The 18,791-nt window shown below is 65.0% G+C and carries 16 protein-coding genes; 4 read left to right on the top strand and 12 right to left on the bottom strand.

The genetic code is table 11. The features are described from left to right. Positions 1–4: 4 nt before the first annotated feature. Positions 5–973 (bottom strand): DMT family transporter, encoded by a 969-nt coding sequence (locus tag BP38_RS19225; protein WP_211250229.1) that lies wholly within the window; start codon positions 971–973, stop codon positions 5–7. 182 nt (positions 974–1,155) lie between these two features. Here BP38_RS19225 and BP38_RS0105545 point away from each other — a divergent pair, with 182 nt between their 5' ends. After that, positions 1,156–2,148: a serine hydrolase domain-containing protein gene (locus BP38_RS0105545; protein ID WP_245602328.1), complete on the top strand. Its 993-nt coding sequence runs from the start codon at positions 1,156–1,158 to the stop codon at positions 2,146–2,148. Positions 2,149–2,167: 19 nt separating this feature from the next. Here BP38_RS0105545 and BP38_RS0105550 read toward each other — a convergent pair whose 3' ends face one another. From BP38_RS0105550 to BP38_RS19235, 6 genes are all read right to left on the bottom strand, one after another. Next, complete coding sequence (locus BP38_RS0105550) at positions 2,168–2,599, bottom strand: aconitase X swivel domain-containing protein (RefSeq protein ID WP_051609009.1); 432 nt, start codon at positions 2,597–2,599, stop codon at positions 2,168–2,170. 3 nt (positions 2,600–2,602) lie between these two features. After that, positions 2,603–3,862, bottom strand: coding sequence for an aconitase X (locus tag BP38_RS0105555; RefSeq protein ID WP_026986922.1), 1,260 nt, complete (start codon positions 3,860–3,862; stop codon positions 2,603–2,605). A gap of 10 nt (positions 3,863–3,872) precedes the next feature. Continuing rightward, positions 3,873–5,216, bottom strand: coding sequence for a TldD/PmbA family protein (locus BP38_RS0105560; protein ID WP_026986923.1), 1,344 nt, complete (start codon positions 5,214–5,216; stop codon positions 3,873–3,875). A gap of 114 nt (positions 5,217–5,330) precedes the next feature. Next, entirely contained in the window at positions 5,331–6,629 is a 1,299-nt protein-coding gene (locus BP38_RS0105565) for a TRAP transporter large permease (RefSeq protein WP_026986924.1), read from the bottom strand. 15 nt (positions 6,630–6,644) lie between these two features. Next, positions 6,645–7,244 carry a TRAP transporter small permease gene (locus BP38_RS19230; protein ID WP_051609010.1) on the bottom strand — a complete coding sequence of 200 codons (600 nt, stop codon included), beginning with the start codon at positions 7,242–7,244 and terminating at the stop codon, positions 6,645–6,647. 122 nt (positions 7,245–7,366) lie between these two features. Continuing rightward, complete coding sequence (locus tag BP38_RS19235) at positions 7,367–8,362, bottom strand: TRAP transporter substrate-binding protein (RefSeq protein ID WP_081816467.1); 996 nt, start codon at positions 8,360–8,362, stop codon at positions 7,367–7,369. Positions 8,363–8,603: 241 nt separating this feature from the next. Between BP38_RS19235 and BP38_RS0105580 the strand changes: the two genes are divergently transcribed. Further along, positions 8,604–9,293, top strand: a complete 690-nt coding sequence (locus tag BP38_RS0105580) for an MBL fold metallo-hydrolase (protein WP_026986925.1) — start codon at positions 8,604–8,606, stop codon at positions 9,291–9,293. Positions 9,294–9,362: 69 nt separating this feature from the next. On the opposite strand, the gene BP38_RS19240 is transcribed toward BP38_RS0105580, so the two are convergent. After that, a complete protein-coding gene (locus BP38_RS19240) occupies positions 9,363–10,196 on the bottom strand; it encodes a dienelactone hydrolase family protein (protein WP_051609011.1) in 834 nt (277 codons plus the stop codon). A gap of 260 nt (positions 10,197–10,456) precedes the next feature. Between BP38_RS19240 and BP38_RS0105590 the strand changes: the two genes are divergently transcribed. Continuing rightward, positions 10,457–10,882 (top strand): HEPN domain-containing protein, encoded by a 426-nt coding sequence (locus BP38_RS0105590; RefSeq protein ID WP_155992217.1) that lies wholly within the window; start codon positions 10,457–10,459, stop codon positions 10,880–10,882. Beyond that, positions 10,861–11,232: a hypothetical protein gene (locus BP38_RS22505; RefSeq protein ID WP_155992219.1), complete on the top strand. Its 372-nt coding sequence runs from the start codon at positions 10,861–10,863 to the stop codon at positions 11,230–11,232. The genes BP38_RS0105590 and BP38_RS22505 overlap by 22 nt, the downstream gene beginning before the upstream one ends. A gap of 149 nt (positions 11,233–11,381) precedes the next feature. On the opposite strand, the gene rpmB is transcribed toward BP38_RS22505, so the two are convergent. The 4 genes from rpmB to addB all read right to left on the bottom strand — a co-directional run bounded on the left by rpmB (position 11,382) and on the right by addB (position 18,791). Then, on the bottom strand, positions 11,382–11,684 hold the full coding sequence (rpmB, locus tag BP38_RS0105600) for a 50S ribosomal protein L28 (RefSeq protein ID WP_026986927.1): 303 nt from the start codon (positions 11,682–11,684) through the stop codon (positions 11,382–11,384). A gap of 139 nt (positions 11,685–11,823) precedes the next feature. Next, on the bottom strand, positions 11,824–12,144 hold the full coding sequence (gene trxA, locus BP38_RS0105605) for a thioredoxin TrxA (protein WP_026986928.1): 321 nt from the start codon (positions 12,142–12,144) through the stop codon (positions 11,824–11,826). Positions 12,145–12,222: 78 nt separating this feature from the next. Beyond that, positions 12,223–15,759 (bottom strand): double-strand break repair helicase AddA, encoded by a 3,537-nt coding sequence (gene addA, locus BP38_RS19245; protein ID WP_051609038.1) that lies wholly within the window; start codon positions 15,757–15,759, stop codon positions 12,223–12,225. Beyond that, positions 15,756–18,791 carry a double-strand break repair protein AddB gene (gene addB, locus BP38_RS0105615; RefSeq protein ID WP_026986929.1) on the bottom strand — a complete coding sequence of 1,012 codons (3,036 nt, stop codon included), beginning with the start codon at positions 18,789–18,791 and terminating at the stop codon, positions 15,756–15,758. Before addB ends, addA begins: the two co-directional genes overlap by 4 nt.

The raw sequence follows: 18,791 nt of genomic DNA on the forward strand, positions 1-18,791 counted from the left end.
GACTTCAGCGGGCTTCTGGGGGCGGCATTCCGTTCGTCCGATTGGAGAGTCTGTTCTGGAGGAAGCGAGGCAGTCGGCCGTCAATGACGGCCAGGCCGAGGGCGATCAGGCCCATGCCGGCGAAATGCTGGGGCGCCAGGCGTTCGCCCAGTATCAGGGCGCCCAGCAGGATGGCCGTCACCGGGACCAGGAAGGTGACCAGTTGCACGTTGGTAGCGCCTGCCAGTGAGAGGATCCGGAAATAGAGGATATAGGCCAACGCCGTGGACAACAGCGCCAGCGCTACAATGGCCAGCCAGATTTCCGGCGTCGGTACGTCCAGCGTAAAGGGGCGGTCGACCAGGAAGGCCAGCGGCACCAGGATCAGGCTGGACATGGTGACTTGGCCCGTGGCCGTCATCACGGGATGGACACCTAGGTCCCTGAAGCGCCGGCCGAAGACCGAGGCGCTGGCATAGGACAGAGCCGCGCCCAGTATGGCCCCCTGGGCCAGGGCACTGGCCTCGCGCCCCATCAACACGGCGGGACCGATCATGACGGCGGTGCCGGCAAAGCCGACAAGGACGCCGGAGAGCCTGAGCGGGCTCATGCGTTCGTCCGCCAGGAAGACGCCAGCCAGGACCACGGTGAACAGAGGCGTGGTGGCATTGAGGATGGAGGCCAGGCCGGAGGCGATCTGGGCCTGGCCCCAGACGATCAGGGAAAAGGGGATGGCGTTGTTGAGCACCCCCATGACCAGGAAGGCTCGCCAGATCGCCGGCACTCGGGGCAGGGTGAAACCGCGCAGCAGGCAGAAGCCCCAGAGCGCTATGGCCGCCAGAGACAGGCGCAGGGCAACGATCGTCAGCGGCGGCAGGTCCTTTACCGCGACGGCGATGAAGAAGAAGGATCCACCCCAGAGAAGGGAGAGGACGATCAGCAGGCCCCAGGTCTTCGGGGTCATGGTCCTTTGGGTCTCGCTGTTTCGAGTCATCCCGCGTCCTGCTGCAGCCTATGGGTGTATCGTGCGAAGGAGAATAGCCTGTCCGAACCCACTCTGCCTTCCCGTTTCTTGCAGGCCTGCCCTGCCGGACTGCAGGCCGTGAAAACGGTCCGCTTGATCCGCGTGCCCTGCGGACCAAATCCTGTCTAATGGATGTGCGCAGAAGAGACTTCTTGAAACTGGGGCTGACTGCCGGCGCTGTGGCGGTGGCCGGGCGCTCGGCCGGTGCGGAGTCCGTCAGCCTCGACCGGGCTGTCGGTGCGGCCAGGGATTATGAGCGACTGCACGGCCTGATCGTGGCGCAGGAGGGCCGCGTTCTTGTCGAGGAGGTCTTTCGCGGTCCGGCGCTCGACCAGCCGGTCAATGTGAAGTCCGTGGCCAAGACCGTGATCGCTGCCCTGGTGGGTGTGGCCATTCATGAGGGTGTCCTGAAGGGCGCGGACCAGCCGGTCGTGCCGTTGCTGGGAGACCTGGTGCCGGAGAACGCGGACCCACAGCTTCAGGAGGTGACGGTCGGCAACCTGCTGTCCATGCAGGCCGGGCTGGAACGCACCTCGGGCCAGAACTACGGCGCCTGGGTGACCAGTCCCAACTGGGTGCGGCATGCCCTGAGCCGTCCCTTCGTGGCGGAGCCGGGCGGCGAGATGCGCTATTCCACAGGCAACTCACACCTGCTTTCGGTCCTCCTGACCCGGGCCAGCGGGCGCAGCACGCTGGAGCTGGCACGGGACTGGCTGGGCGCACCGCTTGGCATCGAAATTCCGGCCTGGCAGCAGGATCCCCAGGGGTATTACTTCGGGGGCAACAACATGGCGCTGTCGCCGCGCGCACTGCTGCCACTGGGTGAACTCTATCGCCTGGACGGAACCATCGGGGGCGCGCGGGTCTTTGCCGGGGATTGGCCCGAGATTTCCTGGCGCCCACGCGGCCGCTCGCGCTGGACGGGGGATCGCTATGGCTATGGCTGGTTCATCCGCTCCATGGCCGGTCGGCAGGTTTACTATGGCTGGGGCTATGGCGGCCAGATGATCTATGTCTGTCCCGAGCTGGCGGCGACCCTGGTCATGACCTCGGATACCAGCCGGGCGTCAGGCGCCAGCGGCTATGTGCAGCGCCTGCACGACCTGGTGGAACGTGCGTTCCTGCCGGCGCTCGAGGGGGCGTGAGCCTGCCTGGCATCCTTCCTCAGTTGTGAACACGCAGCCGTCCGTCGAGGCTCAAGGCGCCCTGCTGCCCGCTTCTCAGTCCGACAAGGGCCGTGTCCTTCACCAGAAGGGCGGGTACGGGGGAATGGTCCAGTTCTTCCGCGACGATGCTTCCCAGCAGCAGGATGGCATCCGTCTGTCCCAGCACGAGGCCGGCGGGCGCATGACCGGCCGCGATCAGTTCCAATAGCACGGAGGAGGAGGATGACGAGCCGATGGCCCGCGGCAGGACCAGAAGGGTTCCGCTGACGTTCGCACCGCACTGCGGGTGGCGCGTGGCGATGATCTTTCCGTTGGCGGGATCGACGCCGCCCCAGAAGCTGAGCGGTTCCTCCAGGACGAGGAGCGGTCCCTCGGCCGCGCCGGCAATCAGGACTTCGCCTTGCAGATCGTGCGCATCGGAACGATCCATGGCTCAGGCGCTCCAGAGGCTCTCGTCGCGCACCAGACGGCCGGCCACCGCGCTTTCCACGCAGTCGGACAGACTGCCGTAAAGCACGCCGTAGCCCGTGTTGCCGGGGGCGTAGTGGGCGAACTTGCCGGAATTGGTCATCAGCACGCCCGAGAAGCCTTCCAGGATGGGCGTGACCACCACGCAGGTGTCCGCCACGATGTTGACCCCCGCAGCTTCCAGGTCTTGCAGCAGGTCCTCGGCCTCGAGTTGCGCAATGACATGCCGGCCGGTACAGGCATGGAAGGGCACCCGGCTCCTGCGGCCATCCAGCAGCTTCAGAAGCTGTTTGAATTCGGAATTCGAAAAATGCGGACTGCCCACGGCGATGGCATCGAGATGCGCGCCCTCCACGGTCGAGAGGCTGTCGCGGGCGGCCAGCAGGTCGGATGCGGCCGGTCGAAGAACCTCGGACGGTGCCTGTCCGCCCAGGGCCGTCTCGGCAGTCGGGGCCTCGGGGGTCAGGCCGGTCGCATGGAAGAGGGCCACGGAGCCACTGGAGGCGGCTGCTGCGCCAAAGGCCTTGAGAGCGTCCTCCGAAACAGTCTGCGGCAGGCCGTCGATGACGCCAATGGCCTCGCCCACTGCGCGCCCGTACCAGGCGCCCAGGACCGGATAGAAGGCACCGAGTTCCTTCAGGCGGTCGGGAATCGCGGAGGTATCGACCCGCAGAGTCGCACGCCGGTTTTCCGGCAGGTGCAGGCCGGTGGCCGGCGCCCGCCCGGTGATGGCGCAGCAGAGGTCGAGGAAATCGCCGTAGCGGTTGCTGCGCGCGCCCAGGACCGAGTTGACGAAGGCCACGGCATTGCTCTCGCCCCAGGCCACATCCTCTCCAACGGCCGGGCGGTGCCCGGCCTGATAGGGCGCGCAGGTCCAGGTGGCGCGGCAGCCCAGCGCCTCGTGAGCGCGCATGAGCCGGAGTGCCATTTCGCGCTGGTGGGGTTCCAGGCGAATTTGCTGTGGGCGCAGCAGGTCCAGGGCGCCGACGTTGAGTGTGGTTGGGACCGTCACCCTGGCACCGCCCTTGACCAGTTTCTCGGCAAAGGCAACACCGCTGTCGCCGTGATAGAGGCAGCCGTCGATATGGCTGGAGGCAATGGGAACCAGATGTTCCGCGCCCAGCAGGCGCGCGCTCTCCGCCAGGATGCGCAGGGCCATGGCCCTGCCGGGTCCGTCACGCCCCTGGGCTATGGCCTGTTCCTCGGCGGTGAGCGTGACGGTCATGAACGCTCGCTTATGATCCGGCCACCATCATGCCGTCCACGCGCAGGGTGGGCGCATCGATGCCGTAGATCATCTTCAGGTCACTGGCCGGTGTCAGATTCGCGAACATGTCCTTCAGGTTGCCGGCAATGGTGGCTTCGCTGACCGGGTGGGTCAGCTTGCCGTCCTTGATCCAGTAGCCCGAGGCGCCGCGGCTGTAGTCACCGGTGACACCGTTGACACCCATGCCGATCATTTCGGTGACATAGAAACCGTCCTCGATATCGGCAATTATCTCTTCCGGGCTCTGCCGGCCGGGTTCCAGGTAGACGTTGCTGGCCGAGGGTCCCGGCGGGCTGGAGGTGCCCCGGCTGGCATGGCCGGTGGGCTCCAGGCCCAACTGCCGGGCCGAGGACAGGTCCAGCAACCAGGTGGTCAGGCGTCCGTCCTCGATCAGGTTCCAGGTCCGTGTCGGCAGGCCATCGCTGTCGAAGGGACGTGAGCGCAGGCCGCGCTTGCGGTGCGGTTCGTCGATGATACGGATGCCTTCGGCAAAGACCGGCTTGTCCATGCGGTCCTTCAGGAAGGAGGTGCCGCGCGCGATGGAGGGGCCGGAGATGGCGCCCAGGAAGTGGCGCAGCAGGCTGTTGGCCACCCGGGACTCATAGACGATGGGCACGCGCCCGGTCTTCGGCTTGACCGGATTCAGGCGCCGAACCGCCCGTTCGCCGGCACGTCGGCCGACAACGGTGGGATCTTCCAGGTCGCTGGCGAAGACCTTGCTGGAGAAATCGTAGTCCCGCTGCATGTCCAGGCCTTCGCCGGCCAGCACGGAAACGCCCACGGAATGGCTGGAAACGCGATAGCTGCCGGTGAAGTCGTTGCTGGCCGCCAGCGAGACGCGAGTCATGCCCCAGCCGGCCTCGGCGCCCTCGGAATTGGTTACGCCCTCAACGGCACGGGCGGCCTCTTCACAAAGGCGGGCGCGTTCGATCAGGTCTTCCGGGCTGGGCTCCACGGGGTCGCAGGACTCCACATCGGGAATCTGGCGGGCCAACTGCTCCGGATCGGCCAGGCCACAGTAGGGGTCCTCCGGCACGACCCGGGCCATGGTTACAGCCCGCTCAACCAGTTCGTCCAGGGCCTTGGCATTCAGGTCGGTGGAGGACACGATGGCCTGGCGCTTGCCGATGAAGACGCGCAGGCCGACGTCCTGGCTTTCCTCGCGCTCGAGCTGTTCCAGCTCGCCCATGCGCTGGGCGTGGCTGAGCGCGGTGGAACGGGCCACCAATGCATCGGCGCTGTCGGCACCGGCCGCGCGGGCTTTGCGGATCAGGTCTTCAAGCAAAGCGGGATCTTGCGTTTCCGGAGTCATGTCACTTGTCTTTTGTGAAAAGGATACTGGCGAGTCTCCCTATCACATGGGCGCAGGCGCGCCAATGTGCCAGCCCCACGCAGGCTGGAAGGGTCTTCGTTAGCCCCCGGGCGGTCAGTTCATCTGTTGCGGCAGCCAGGTGGCGATTTCCGGGAAGACCACGACCAGGATGACCGAGAGCATCAGGATCAGGAAGAAAGGCAGGGCGGCCAGCGCCACCTTGAAGATGTTGCGCCCCGTCAGGCCCTGCAGCACAAAGAGGTTGAAGCCCACCGGCGGGGTGATCTGGCTCATCTCCACCACCAGGACCACGTAGATTCCGAACCAGATGCGGTCCAGACCGGCCGCGTCGATCATCGGCAGGATGACGGCCGTGGTCAGCACGACGATGGAGATTCCGTCCAGGAAACAGCCCAGCACCACGAAGAAGATCGTCAGTGCCGCGATCAGGGCATAGGGCGACAACTCCATGGCCGCAATCCAGCTGGCCAACTCGCGCGGGATGCCCGTGAAGCCCATGGCCACCGACAGGAAGGCTGCACCGGCCAGGATGAAGGCGATCATGCAGGAGGTGCGCGTGGCCCCCAGCAGGCCGTCCAGGAAGGTTTTCCAGGTCAGGCTGCCCGAGGACCAGGAAAGCAGAAGCGAGAAGAGCACGCCGAGGGAAGCCGCGTCTGTTGGACTGGCCACCCCGAAGTAGATCGAGGCGATGACTCCGAAGATGATCAGCAGCACCGGTATCAGGCGCCGCGAGGCCTTCAGGCGTTCCTTGAACGGTACGCGCGGTTCGGGCGGCGGTGTCCGTGAAGGATGGAGCGCGGACCAGAGCATGACATAGCCCATGAAGAGGCTGACCAGCATCAGGCCGGGCAAGACGCCGGCAATGAACAGCCGAGAGATGGATTCCTCGATGGCCACGCCGTAGACGATCAGGATGATCGAAGGCGGGATCAAAAGGCCAAGCGTGCCAGAACCGGCCAGGGTTCCGATCATCATCTGTTCATCGTAGCCACGTTTCTTCAACTCGGGCAGGGACATCTTGCCGATGGTGGCGGCCGTGGCGGCGGAGGACCCGGACACCGCGGCAAAGATGCCGCAGCCCAGGATGTTCACATGCATCAGACGGCCGGGCAGGCGGGCCATCCAGGGTGCAAGGCCCCCAAAGAGGTCCTCGGACAGGCGCGAGCGGAAGAGGATTTCACCCATCCAGATGAACATGGGCAAGGCCGCCAGCGACCACTTGGTGGACGCGCTCCAGGCATTGGTCGCAAGTGCCTGGCCAACCGGCACCGAAGTAAAGAGTTCGATGGCCAGGTAACCGACCGCCAGCAGGGAAAAGGCCACCCAGACACCGCTGGCCAGCAGGCCCAACAGGGCGATAACCAGAACGCCGGAGAGTATCAACTGATCCATTGTGTCTGTCCTGCGCTAGCGGGCTGTCGAGGTGGGGGTGGTGTCCGGCGGGTCTGTGGTTTCGTCCCGGGTCTGGTCGAGCAGGCCTTCGGCATCGGCATAGCTGGGCCGATGGCCCAAGAGCACCCGCAGTGTCTCGTCCACCAGGGCCAGGGTCAGGATCACCAGTCCGATCACCATCGAAACCTGGGGAATCCACAGCGGGACGGCGATCAAACCGCCCGAGACATCGTTGAAACGATAGGAGTCATGCACAAGCGAGATCATCTGCAGCGTGAAGTAGCCGGCCAGGATGGCGGCGACAGCGCAACACCAGACCTCGACCCAGCGCTGCACCCCTGCGGGCAGGTGCTGGACCACCAGGCTGACACGGATGTGGCTGCCTTCCTTGAAGGTGTAGGCCAGCGCGAAGAAAGTGGCGGCCGCCAGGAAGTAACCGGAGAAACGGGCATAGCCTGGTATCTGCAGGCCGTAGGCCTTGCCGATCAACACCGAAAAGATCTCGTCGATCAGGCCCAGGGTGACCTGGGTCAACACAACGAGAAAGATCGCGAAAAGGAAGAAGGCCGCTATATAGCCGCTGGCACGGTAAATGCGGTCAAGGGAACGGCGCATCGCCAATGTTCCTTGTGAGATGGCATGGAAGGCCAGGCTAGATACCCCTCAAGCCTACAGGCGTGGCAGCCGGTCGTGGACCGGACCGCCACGCCTGCCTGGCATGGGGTTTGGCTCCCGAATCAGTTCGCGAGGAAGGCGTCCAGGATCTTCTGGCCGTCTTCACCGGCACTTTCAGCCCATTCAGCGGACATGGTCTCACCGATCTCGAGCAACGAGGCACGCAGCTCCTCATTCGGCTCGTAGACCTCGATCCCGTTGTCGGCCAGCGCCTGGGTCTGGGTTTCCGTTTCCTCCATGGACATCTCCCAGCCACGGGCCTCGGCTTCCTCGGCCTCGGCCATGACGGCCTCCTGGACCTCGGACGGCAGGGCATCGAAACGGTCCTGGTTGACCACGATGATGTTCTTGGGCAGCCAGGCGCGGGTATCGGCGTAGTAGTTAAGGAAGTCCCAGGCCTTCACGTTCACGCCGGTGGACGGCGAGGTGATCATGGCGTCGACGCGGCCTGTGGAGAAGGCCTGTGCCAGGTCAGGCACCTCGACCTGGGTCGGTACGGCCCCGGCCAACTGCGCCAGGCGCTCGGTGGTGTTGTTATAGCTGCGGAAGCTGGTGCCGCTCAGGTCATCGATCGATTCCAGCTTATCGATGGTGTAGATGCCCTGCGGTGGCCAGGCCACGGCAAAGAGAACCTTCAGGTTCTGCTCGGCAAGGAGCTCCTCGGTCTTTTCGCGCGAGACCTCCCACAGTTTTCCGGCCTCGTCATAGCCTGTGGCCAGGAAAGGCACCGAGTCGATCTGGAAGATCGGGTTCTCGTTGGCAAGCAGCGACAGGAGGAACTCGCCGGCCGGGACCTGCCCGCCACGCACGGCATTCTTGATCTCCGGATGTTCGATCAGCGAGCCGTTGGAGTGCACCGTGATGGTCAGTTCGCCATCGGTGGCCTCCTCGACGTCCTCGGCGAACTGGATGATGTTCTGGGTGTGGAAGTTGCCCTCGGGATAGGGGGTGGGCATGTCCCAATTCTCGGCTGCGGCAAGGCTGGCCGTCATGGCCAGGCCGACGCCCATGGCGGCGCCGCCGGTCGCGAAGCGGGACAGGATGTTTTTGGTGGTCATGATGATCGTACTCCCTGAAGCCGTGTTTGCTGGTTGTATGTTTTATTGATGGCACAGTTGAAGCTAAAGGCCAAATTCAGGCGCGATCATCAGAATTTAGCGACAAAGTGTCAAGGAAGGTGAAGCTGACCGGCATAGGCCTTGAGCTGCCTGCCGGCATGGGAGAGACTTGTTTCCAAAGCTGTGACAGTGAAAAACTGCTTAAAGTTGTGTGCAAAAACAAGTAAAGAAGGGAAGACTCGTGACGGCAGACTACGAAATACTGCTGCAGGGGAACAACCTGCGCCTGCGTGAAGGATTCCTGGGCCTGGCGAACGTCAGCCTGGTCCATACCACGGAAGGCCCCATGCTGTTCGATGTCGGTCACTACGTGAATCGTCCCGGCCTGCTGACCGCGCTGGCGGCTCGAGACCTGGCGCCGGCCGACATTCCGTATGTCTTCCTGTCGCACCTGCACTTCGATCACAGCCTGAACATCGATCTCTTCCCGGATGCCAAGGTCTTCGTCAGCCAGCGCGAATGGGACTATGCGGCTGCTCCGCACGAGAAGGACCCCTTCATCCCGCAGATGATCCGCAAGCAGCTTGAGGGGTTCGACCTGGCGTTTCTGGAGGGCGAGCCGGAGCTGTTCCCCGGCGTGCGCACCCTGGCCGTGCCCGGGCACACGCCGGGGTCCTATGCCCTGGACCTGGACACGCCCGACAAGGGCCGCGTGGTGATCGCAGGCGATGCCATCAAGTATCCCAAGGAGGTGGTGGGACGGCGTTGCGACATGGCCTTCGACACCCTGGAAGCGGGCACGAAATCCATCGAACGCATCCTCGCCATCGCCGACCGTATCGTACCGGGCCACTTCCCGGAAATGATCCGCCAGCCCGACGGCACCTTCCTCTGGCAGGATGCGGCGTCCTTCGAGCTGTTGGTGCGCTAGAGCAAATCACGGCTTAACGGATCGCAAGGCGATTCCTCAAGCCGTGTGACTCCGCTCCAGGTCCCGCGATCACTCGCGCAGCTGCGCCTTCAGGAACACCAGCGTCCGTTCCCAGGCCTGGGCGGCGTCGTCCTCGTCGTAGCGCGCACCGGTCGGATTGGCGAAGGCGTGGTCGGCCTCGTACCAATAGAGCGTCAGGTCCTTGCCCGCCTCGTCCATGCGGCTGGCGAAGGTCTCCACCATTTCCGGCGTGATGGATTTGTCCTGCCGGGCAAAGTGGCCAAGCACCGGGCCTTCAAGCTGTTCCAGTTTCTCGACGGGGCGGTCCACGTTGCCGTAATAGATGACCGTCGCATCCACCGGGCTTGCGATGGAGGCGTTGAGCGACCAGGCGCCGCCGAAGCACCAGCCGACGGTGGCGACCTGTCCGGTGCTTGCGTCATGCTGTTTCAGCCAGTCGGTCCAGGCGGTCAGGGTTTCGGTAGCCACCTCGGCGTCCACGGCCTGCATCAGGCTGCGCGCCGTCTCGCGGTCGCCGGCCTCGGCGACCTCGCCCCCATAGAGGTCGACGGCCAGGGCCAGGTACCCCTGTTCGGCGAATTCGGCGGCCATGGTCTTGATCTGGTCGTTCAGGCCCCACCATTCGTGGATCAGCAGGACGGCGGGGGCCGGGGTTTCGGCCGGTCGCGCCAGCGAAGCGGTGACCTGGTCCCCATTGGACAGGGTCAGGGAGACCTCGTCCAGGCTGTCGGCAGCGGCCCGCGCCAGTTTCGGATCGGCAAGCACGTTGGCCAGGCCGGTGGCCAGGGGTGCCGCCGCCAGACCCTTCAGTACGGTACGACGGCCATAGCCGGTGCCTTCCGCCGGACCGAAAGTAATGGTCTTGTAAATCAGAGATTTCATAGCGCACCTCCTACTCGGAACTGTGAATGCGGAGGAATCACTATTGTAGCATGGAATTCTGTATTGGTCCCACCACAGGATGCGCCCAATCGCAAAATACCGAAATTAGCTTGTCGAATTGGACAGGCTTATTCTTTTTTGTCTGGTCTTTCCGCTTCACCGATTCCTGTTTAGGCTTCGGGGGGATTCTAATGACGCCGATCAGGATGAGGTAGCGTGTTCTCATCTAAATTTGTTTGTTTAGCTATTCTGAGGTTCGTATGGCGCACGGTTTGAAGAAGGCGGACTTGCAGACGTTAGCGCAAACTAAGGTAGATGATGCCCTATTACTATTTGATAGGGGGCGCTTTTCCAATGCCTACTATCTTGGTGGTTATGCGGTAGAATTCGCGCTAAAAGCCTGCATTGCAGCCCGAATTGAAACAGACACTATCCCCGACAAGAAATTCGTTACCTCCATATTCACCCATGACCTCGTCACTCTCATAAACGTGTCTGGTCTTTCTAATGAACTAAAAAAACAGGAGAACAGTGACGATGAGTTTCATGCCAATTGGGGTATTGTTTCAAAATGGAGTGAACAAAAGCGATACGAAGTATCAGACCGTTCCACTACACATTATTTTTTGCACGCCATTATTGATCAATATCATGGAGTACTGCCTTGGATAAAGAATTTCTGGTGAAATGCGGACACGCTTTTGTCCGCCTCCTCGACGAAACGGAAATTAGACCGCGCGGTGCTTTATGGGTTCACAATCCTGATAACGATATTTGGCGTTTGTGGATAGTTGGACAAAGGGGATTAAAAGAGCAAGAATTTTACCGAATTGTTGCTGAAACAATAACCAAGAATCGGACAGATTTGGCAGGTCTGGATATCAGTTCTGTAGAGCTAGTCGACGAGACTCATCCCGCTATTAAGGGATTAAAGGGTTTTATGCAAATGGAAAACCTCGGAAGCGCTCATATATCAAATAACACGATGAATGGATTCTTTATGCCAGACGGTATTATCTTGCGAATGGCATTGTGATTCACTCTGCACTTCATTCTCAGTATTCTGAATACAAGAATCATCTTAGTATGGAATTCTATAAGGGTTCCACCAAGAATCGTGTCTCAACGCAAAAAGGCCCGCCGAGGGGCGGGCCTTGAAAGCTGGACTCTTGCGTGCCGGAAGGATCAGGCGGCAGAGCTTTCCTTGGCAGCCGCTGCGCGAGCAATGCGGCGCTTCATCTTGAGGGCCTCGGCGCCGAGCTTGCTGTTGGGCATGCCCAGGAGATAGGCGTCGAGGCCGCCCTTGTGCTCGATCGTGCGGATGGAAGAGGTCGCCAGACGCAGGGGCACCATGCTCCCCAGCGCATCGCTGTAGAGAGAGGTTTCCTGCAGGTTCGGCAAGAAGCGACGCCGTGTCTTGTTGTTGGCGTGGCTTACATTGTTGCCGCTCTGGACACCCTTGCCGGTGAAGGCGCAACGTCGTGCCATGATCTCGGTTCCGTTTCGAAGTGATCGGTTGAAATGACTTGCGCCGGAGAGGAGCGCTCTCCGGGCGCGCAGCTGCCTTCTACGCAAGCCGGCGCGCGGCGTCAAGCCCCGCGCTGGCCCTGCGCCGAGAGAATCGACGTCAGATATGCTCCTCGATCCAGGACTGCAGCTGATTCTTGGGCAGAGCGCCGACCTTGGTGGCGCTGACCGCCCCGTCCTTGAACAGCATCAGGGTCGGGATGCCGCGCACACCGTATTTGGCGGGTGTGGCGGGATTCTCGTCGATGTTCAGTTTGGCGACCGTGATCTTGCCGTCGAGAGCCTGTGCGATTTCCTCCAGGGCCGGGGAGATCATCTTGCAGGGGCCGCACCATTCGGCCCAGAAATCGACGACGACCGGACGATCCGCCTTCAGGACATCCTCATCAAAACTGCTGTCCGAAACCTGTGTGGTAGACATGAGCTTACCTCGTAATCTGGTGGTCCGGGAGTCGCCCGGCTGACTTGGCGGAAGTATTGGCGCCTGTGAGCGGAAGCGTCAAGGCGCATGACCTGTCAGCAATTCACTCGGCAGTTCCATCAGGTTGGGCCCGTCCGTCCAGAGCAGAGCACAGCGTATGCTGCGGCCGGGATAGACCTCCGAAAGCACTTGGGCATAGGCGGCCATCTGCCGCAGGTAGGCCGTTGGAACCTGTTCCGGGGTGAGCGGTGGTGGCCGGTTGGTCTTGTAGTCGAGGACCAGGATGTCCTCGGCCCGGACGGCCAGGCGGTCGATCTGGCCGCTGATGACCCGGGTGTGTCCCTCGGCCCGGACCAGGCCGGTGATGGGCACTTCGGCCCGGCTGTCCGGGCCGAAGAAATCGGCAAAGGCGGGCGTGTCCAGGACCGCCAGTGTTTCCTCCAGGATCTCCTGGCGCTCCGTCTCATCCAGGCCGAAGGCGCTCTGGCCCAGGAAGCGCAGGCCGGCCTGCCGGCGTTCGGCCAGCGGCAGGTCGGGAAGGTGCTCCAGCAGGCTGTGTACCAGGCGCCCGTGCCGGAAGATGCGGCCGGGGCTACCCTGCAACGGCGAGCGTGGCGGGGGGTCGTCCTGCGTCGGACGGGACGGTGTGAGCGGGCGTGGCGGCTCGGCTTCCGCAGGCGGCGGGCGCAACAGCCAATCGGGCAACTCCGCCGAGGGGCGTTCGCGGCGCGGCGTATCCCGGGTCTGGTCGGGAGGCGCCGCGCCGGGGGTGTCGAGTCGCCAGCCCGGACCGCTCCAGCCCTTGTCCACCTCTGTGGTGAAATCGAACTCGACGGCTTTGGCACCGGCCGCTTCCATGGCGGGCTCCACCAGCTTGTACCAGCAGGTCTCGGGCGTGGTTCTCTGTGTTTCCCAGCCGCAGATGTAAAGGCGATCCTCGGCCCGGGTCAGGGCCACATAAAGCAGGCGCCGGTGTTCCTCCTCTGCCTGCTGCTCGGCCGTTTCCAGGGCCGCGCGGCAATGGCTGTCGGCCATGGACTTGCGCGGCAGCCAGACCGGAAGCGTGGCGCCCTGCGATTGTTCCAGCCACAGAAGATTGGGGTTCGGCTTCGTGTACTGCATGGTGTCGGGCAGAATCACGATGGGGGCCTGCAGGCCCTTGGCGCCGTGCACCGTCATGATGCGCACGGCGCCGCCATCGCTTTCCAGGTCGCGCTTGATCTCGCGTTCGCCTGATTCCATCCAGTGCAGGAAGCCCTGCAGCGACGGGGTGTGTTCGCTTTCGTAGGCCAGCGCCAGGGACAGGAACTCCTCCAGCGGGTCCGCCGCATCGGGCCCCAGGCGGGCCAGCAGGCGCTGCCGCCCGCCACGGGCCAGCAGGTCGGCATAGAACTCGTAGGGCGGTCGGTAGTCCGCCTCGGAGAGGAGCTGTTCAAGTGTATCCCGGGCGGGCTGCAATGCGGGATCCGCCTCGGCGGTGTGGCGCAACTGGCGCCACAGGCTGCCCTCGCCCGGACGGTTCCAGGCCAGCTGGAAGAGCTGCTCCTCGCTGAGCCCGATCAGGGGGCTGCGCAGGACCACGGCCAGGTTCAGGTCGTCCTCGGGCAGCAAGAGGAACTGGCCCAGGGCCATCAGATCCATGACCGCCATCTGGTCGGTCAGGACCATGCGGTCGACGCCGGCCACCGGTACGTTGCGTGCCTTCAGTTCGCGCACCAATTCGTTCACGAAGGCATTGCGCCGGCGGACCAGGACCAGGATATCGCCCGGCGCCACGGGGCGCGCCCGCGCGTCCAGCCAGGCCTCGTCGCCTTCCGTGACCCCACCGGCCGGCGCCGTCCAGCTCTGGATGCGGCTTGCCAGCAGGCTGGCCAGTCGGGCGCGGGGCTGGTCGTCCTCCTGCCGATTCAAGGGCAGGTCCCAGGGCGATTCGCTGTCCTGTTCGCGCGGGCTGACCGGAGGCCAGAGCTCGACGCGCCCGGCCTGGCCCACGCGCACGGCGTCGTGGGGCAGCCAGCCGCGCCCGAAGGTGACGCCCGCGTGCATGTTTTCGCTTTCGAAAACGGCATCCACCAGATCCAGGACCGCCTGGCAGGAACGGAAGGAGTGGATCAGGTCCACCGACGCCCAGTGCTTGCGGGCGGACCTGGCCTTTTCGGCGAAATAGGCCTGCATGCGGGCGAAGGCGGCCGGCTCGGCGCGCTGGAAGGAGTAGATCGACTGCTTGGCATCGCCCACGGCGAAGACGGTGCGGTTGTCCAGGCCGGCGGCCGTTTCGTGGCCGCTGTCGCCGGCGAAGAAGTCGGCGGTGATCAGGCGCACGATCTCCCATTGCTCGGGGTTGGTATCCTGGGCCTCGTCCACCAGGAAATGATCGATGCCGCCGTCCAGCTTGTAGAGCACCCAGGGCGAGATGCCCGGGCGGGAGAGCAGGTCGCGGCTTTTCAGGATCAGGTCCTCGTAATCCATCAGGCCGCGCAGCGTCTTCTCGCGCTCGTAGGTGTCCAGGATGCGCAGGCCCAGCCGCAGTAGGGCCGAAGTGGCCTCGGCCACGCGCAGGGCGCGTACGGACTCCTGCAGCGCTTCCACGCGCAAGGCCTCGCTTTCCAGGATGCTGGCCGCCGTAGGCAGGACGGCCAGGGCCTCCTTGTGTGCCAGTTTCTCGCGTCGTGTGCCCGTGGTCGTGAAGAAGACCCCCAGGTAGGTTTCCCAGTCCCGGGCGCGCGACTCGGGAGTTTGTGCCAGCCAGGAAGCGAGCACTTCACCGCGTTTGGCATCGCTCTTGCTGCCTGCCATCAAGGCATTGGCCGCCTGGCGCAGTTCGTCGGCGGCAAAGGACGCGTCGCGGCAGGCCGACTCCAGGAAGTCGAGGGACGCGCCCTGCCCCTCCACCTCGAGAGCACGGGCCACTTCCGTCAGCAGGGCCTCTTCCGAGCCCAGGTCCGCCAGCAGGCGCGCCAGGCGATCGCGCTCGCGGATCAGGCTGTCCACCAGGCCCTGGAAGTCCTCTTCGCCCACCAGGGCCGTGATCTGGTCGATGGCCTCCGACAGCGCGTCTTCCCCGGGCCGGCCCAGGGCCGCCAGGACTTCCTCGCGCGCCGCGTTCAGCAGGTCCTGCTGTCCGCGTTCCTCGACCAGCCGGAAATGCGGCGCAATTCCGGCCTCCAGCGGGAAGCGCCCCAGCAGGGCCTGGCAGAAGCCGTGAATGGTCTGGATCTTGATACCGCCGGGGGCGTCCAGGACGGCCGCGAAGAGTTGGCGTGCGCGCAGAATCAGGTCAGGCGCCGGTCGGTCATGCCCCAGCGCATGCAGCGCCTCTTCCAGCTTGTCCGGGCGGGCGGTGGCCCAGTCCTTCAGTGTCCGGGCAAGACGGATGCGCATTTCCGCGGCGGCGGCCTTGGTGAAGGTCAGGCAGACGATACGGTTCGGCGGTGTTCCATCCAGCAGCAGGTTCAGCACCCGGTCGGTCAGCACCTTGGTCTTGCCGGTCCCGGCCGAGGCGGTCACCCAGGCCGAACTGCGCGGATCGGCAGCCTGACGCTGGCGCTGCGAGGCACCCTGTTCACGCTGCTGGCGGTCCTGTGCGACAGCACTGTGCGTGGTCCCGCCGCTCATGATGCCTCCGTGCTGCTGGCCCATTCCTTCAGGCGGGCCAGGTGGCTGTAGTCGTTGTAACGCAGGGCGAAGGACGGACGCGGCCGGGCATGATAGGCGGTCTCGGGATCCTGGAAGGCCGCGACCAGGCGCTCCAGGCCCTCCAGGGCGGCGCGGGCCACGTCCTCCAGCGTTTCGTCCTTGGGTGGGCCCACCTCCAGTTCCGCGCCCGCGGCCTCGGCACCGCTCAGTCGCCAGAAAACCAGGGCGGCCACGGGTCCGGCGGGCACCTCCTGGAAGCCGCCGGCCTGGGCTATGGCTGCCTCCAGGGGAAGCTGGGGCGCGATGCCCGAATGAACGGCCTTTTTCGATGGCAGGCCGCCGGTCTTGTAGTCCAGCAGCGCCAGACTCCCATCCCCTGCGCGTTCGATGCGATCCGCCTTGGCCGTGAGCCGGAATCCGCTTGGAAGGTCGAGAATTCCGCTCACCTCGGCCAGGACCTCGCCATGCCCCATGTCGGTGCGGCGCCGGGCCTCGGCTTCGGCCACCCACTGGGCAATGCGGCGGAAGCGCGGCATCCAGAAGGCATAGAGCCCCGGCCAGGCCCGGAAGTGTTCGAATTCCTCCGCACCAATGGCCAGCAGTTCACCCACCGGGTCATCCGGCAGCTCCCGCGGCCACCTGCGGACAAAGCGCTCCAGGATGCGGTGGATCAGCGTGCCGCGTTCGGCCAGAGAGGGATCGGCGTCAAGTGGGTCCAGGGGCTTCAGGCGCAGGATCTGTCGCGCGTAGAGTGCATAGGGATCGCGCAGCCAGGTTTCCACCCGGGTGACCGAAAGCTGGTCGGGGCGTGCCTCCAGCGGCGGGCGGGGGGCCGGCGGGGCACAGGCGCGCACCTCTGCCGGCCGGTCGATCTCCTCGACCCAGTGCTGCAGACGCGGGGAGATATCGGCAATGGCCTGAGGCTGGCCCAGGCTTTCCAGGCAGGCCTCGAGCCGCAACAGCCAGCGTGACGGCACGGTCGGCGAGCCCTCGACACGGGTGGAGCGTGACAGCACCACCTCGGGTGCGCAGAAGGCCTGCGCGAAGTCGTGGGCGGACAGGCCGATGCGCCGTTCCAGAGGCGGCAGGCCGAAGTCTCGCCGCATGGGGCGGCTGAGCCAGGGGCCGGGTTCGCTCTCGGCCGGCCAGGTGCCCTCGTTCAGGCTGCCCAGGATCAGCAGGTCGCGGTGCAGCAGGCGCGCCTCCAGCGGCCCCAGGATGGACAGGCGCGGATGGCGTCCGTACCGCGGGCGCACCACGCGCCCGCGCAGAAGGCTGTCCAGCAGGGCTGGGTAATCCCCCGGGCCGAAATCCGGCGCATGTTCTACCGCCTGGCGCAGTTCGGTGACGAAGTCGGCTGCCGCCTCGCCGGCCTCTCCGGCCCAGAGTTGCTGGTCCTCCTCCGGAGGGGGGCCCGCGGCCAGGTACTCGGTGAAATGCAAATGTGCCTCGAGGACGTCTGCCAGGTTGCCCCCACCGCGGCGCGCTTCCTGACAGGGGCGATAGGCAGCCGCGAGGCTGTCCAGCCACTGCGTCAGGGCGCGGCGTTTCTCTGCCTCCAGGTCGCTTTCGGCCAGGGCGGCCTGAAGCCCCTGGAAGCCGGGCGCGGGCCGTGGTCCACGCAGCACCGCGCGTTCCAGGCGGCGCAGCGCTTCGCGGAAATGACCGGGTGGCTGGCCGCCGCGTGCCAGGGGGTGTTTCAGGGCAGACAGCAGGGCCAGCGGCGCGCAATCCTCCTCGATCAGCGCTGCCGTCAGACGCAGGAACTGTCCCGGGGGTGTCAGGGCCAAGTCCTGGCCGGCCGAGTCGTCGATATCGATGTCCCAGCGCCGCAGCTCTGCCGCCACACGACGGGCCAGGTTGCGGTCGGGCGTGACCAGTGCTGCGGTCTTGTCTGGTGTTTCCAGGGCCTCACGCAGCAACAGCGCGATGGCCAGGGCCTCCTCTCCCGGACTGCTGCAGGACAGGCGCTTCACCTCGGCCAGGGCCGTGGCAGGGTCCAGTTCCGGCTGCCCGGCCGCTTCATTTGCAACCCCTGCCTGCCAGAGCTGGGTTGTCTCGGCGGGCAGCAGAGCCTGTGCCACCAGCCGACGGCGTTGCCGGGCCGCCTGTGGCGCCTCGTGCTCTGGCCAGGGGACAACCTCGCTGCGCTCGACCCCCAGATGCTCCAGCAGTTGCGCCAGGCCGTATTGCGGATGGGTGGGATCCTGCCCGATCCAGGACCAGACCGCATCGCTGCAGTCCTGGTCCAGGCCGGGCAGGATAACCTGCCCTTGCGGCAAGGTGGTTATGGCCTTCAACAGGTCGGCCGTGGAGGGAATCGAACCGGTGGAGCCGGCGGCAATCACGGGGTCTTGCGGCGGCTGGTTCTTCCAGAGCGCAATACGGCGTTCATGCAGGCGGCGGCGGCGTTCGGCCGGCCCGATGCAGCCCTCGTCTGCCTCGATCTTCGGCCAGTGCTCGGTGACCAGCCGCAGGAACTCCAGGGTTTCCTCCCAATGGGCGGCCAGTTCCTTTTCGACCAGGCCGTCCAGACCGGAGAAGTCCAGGCCCTCGGTCTGGACCTGGTCGAAGAAGCGCGCCAGCTCGCCGGCCAGTTCCACGGCCCCCACGTCCTGCGGGGCCGTTCCGGAGGCTGCCGTCGCGCCTGACTTTCGCCGGCGCCAGGCCTGGACCAGGCGGGCCAGCATCAGCTGTCGTGTCAGTCCGGGCAGGGCTGGCGGCAGGTCGAAGGCCCCTTCGTCAGCGGCCTCCGCCTCCCCGCCCAGCAGGATTTCCTCAGGATCCAGGTCGCCCAGCGGCATCATGCGCGGCAGCAGCAGGGCGCGGCCGCCGGAATGACGCAGGAAGGCCTCCTGCAGGCTGCGCACGGCACGGCGTGTGGGCAGCAGCAGCGTGACCCGCGAAAGGGCCAGGGGCTCGTCAAAGCGCTTCAGGAGGCCGTCGGCCAGGGCGTCGACGAAGGACGTCTCCGGCGGGATGGTGGCAAGGCGGGCCGTTGGCGCGGACAT

This window comes from Fodinicurvata fenggangensis DSM 21160 (assembly GCF_000686045.1).
In the GTDB taxonomy this organism is placed as follows: domain Bacteria; phylum Pseudomonadota; class Alphaproteobacteria; order Kiloniellales; family DSM-21159; genus Fodinicurvata; species Fodinicurvata fenggangensis.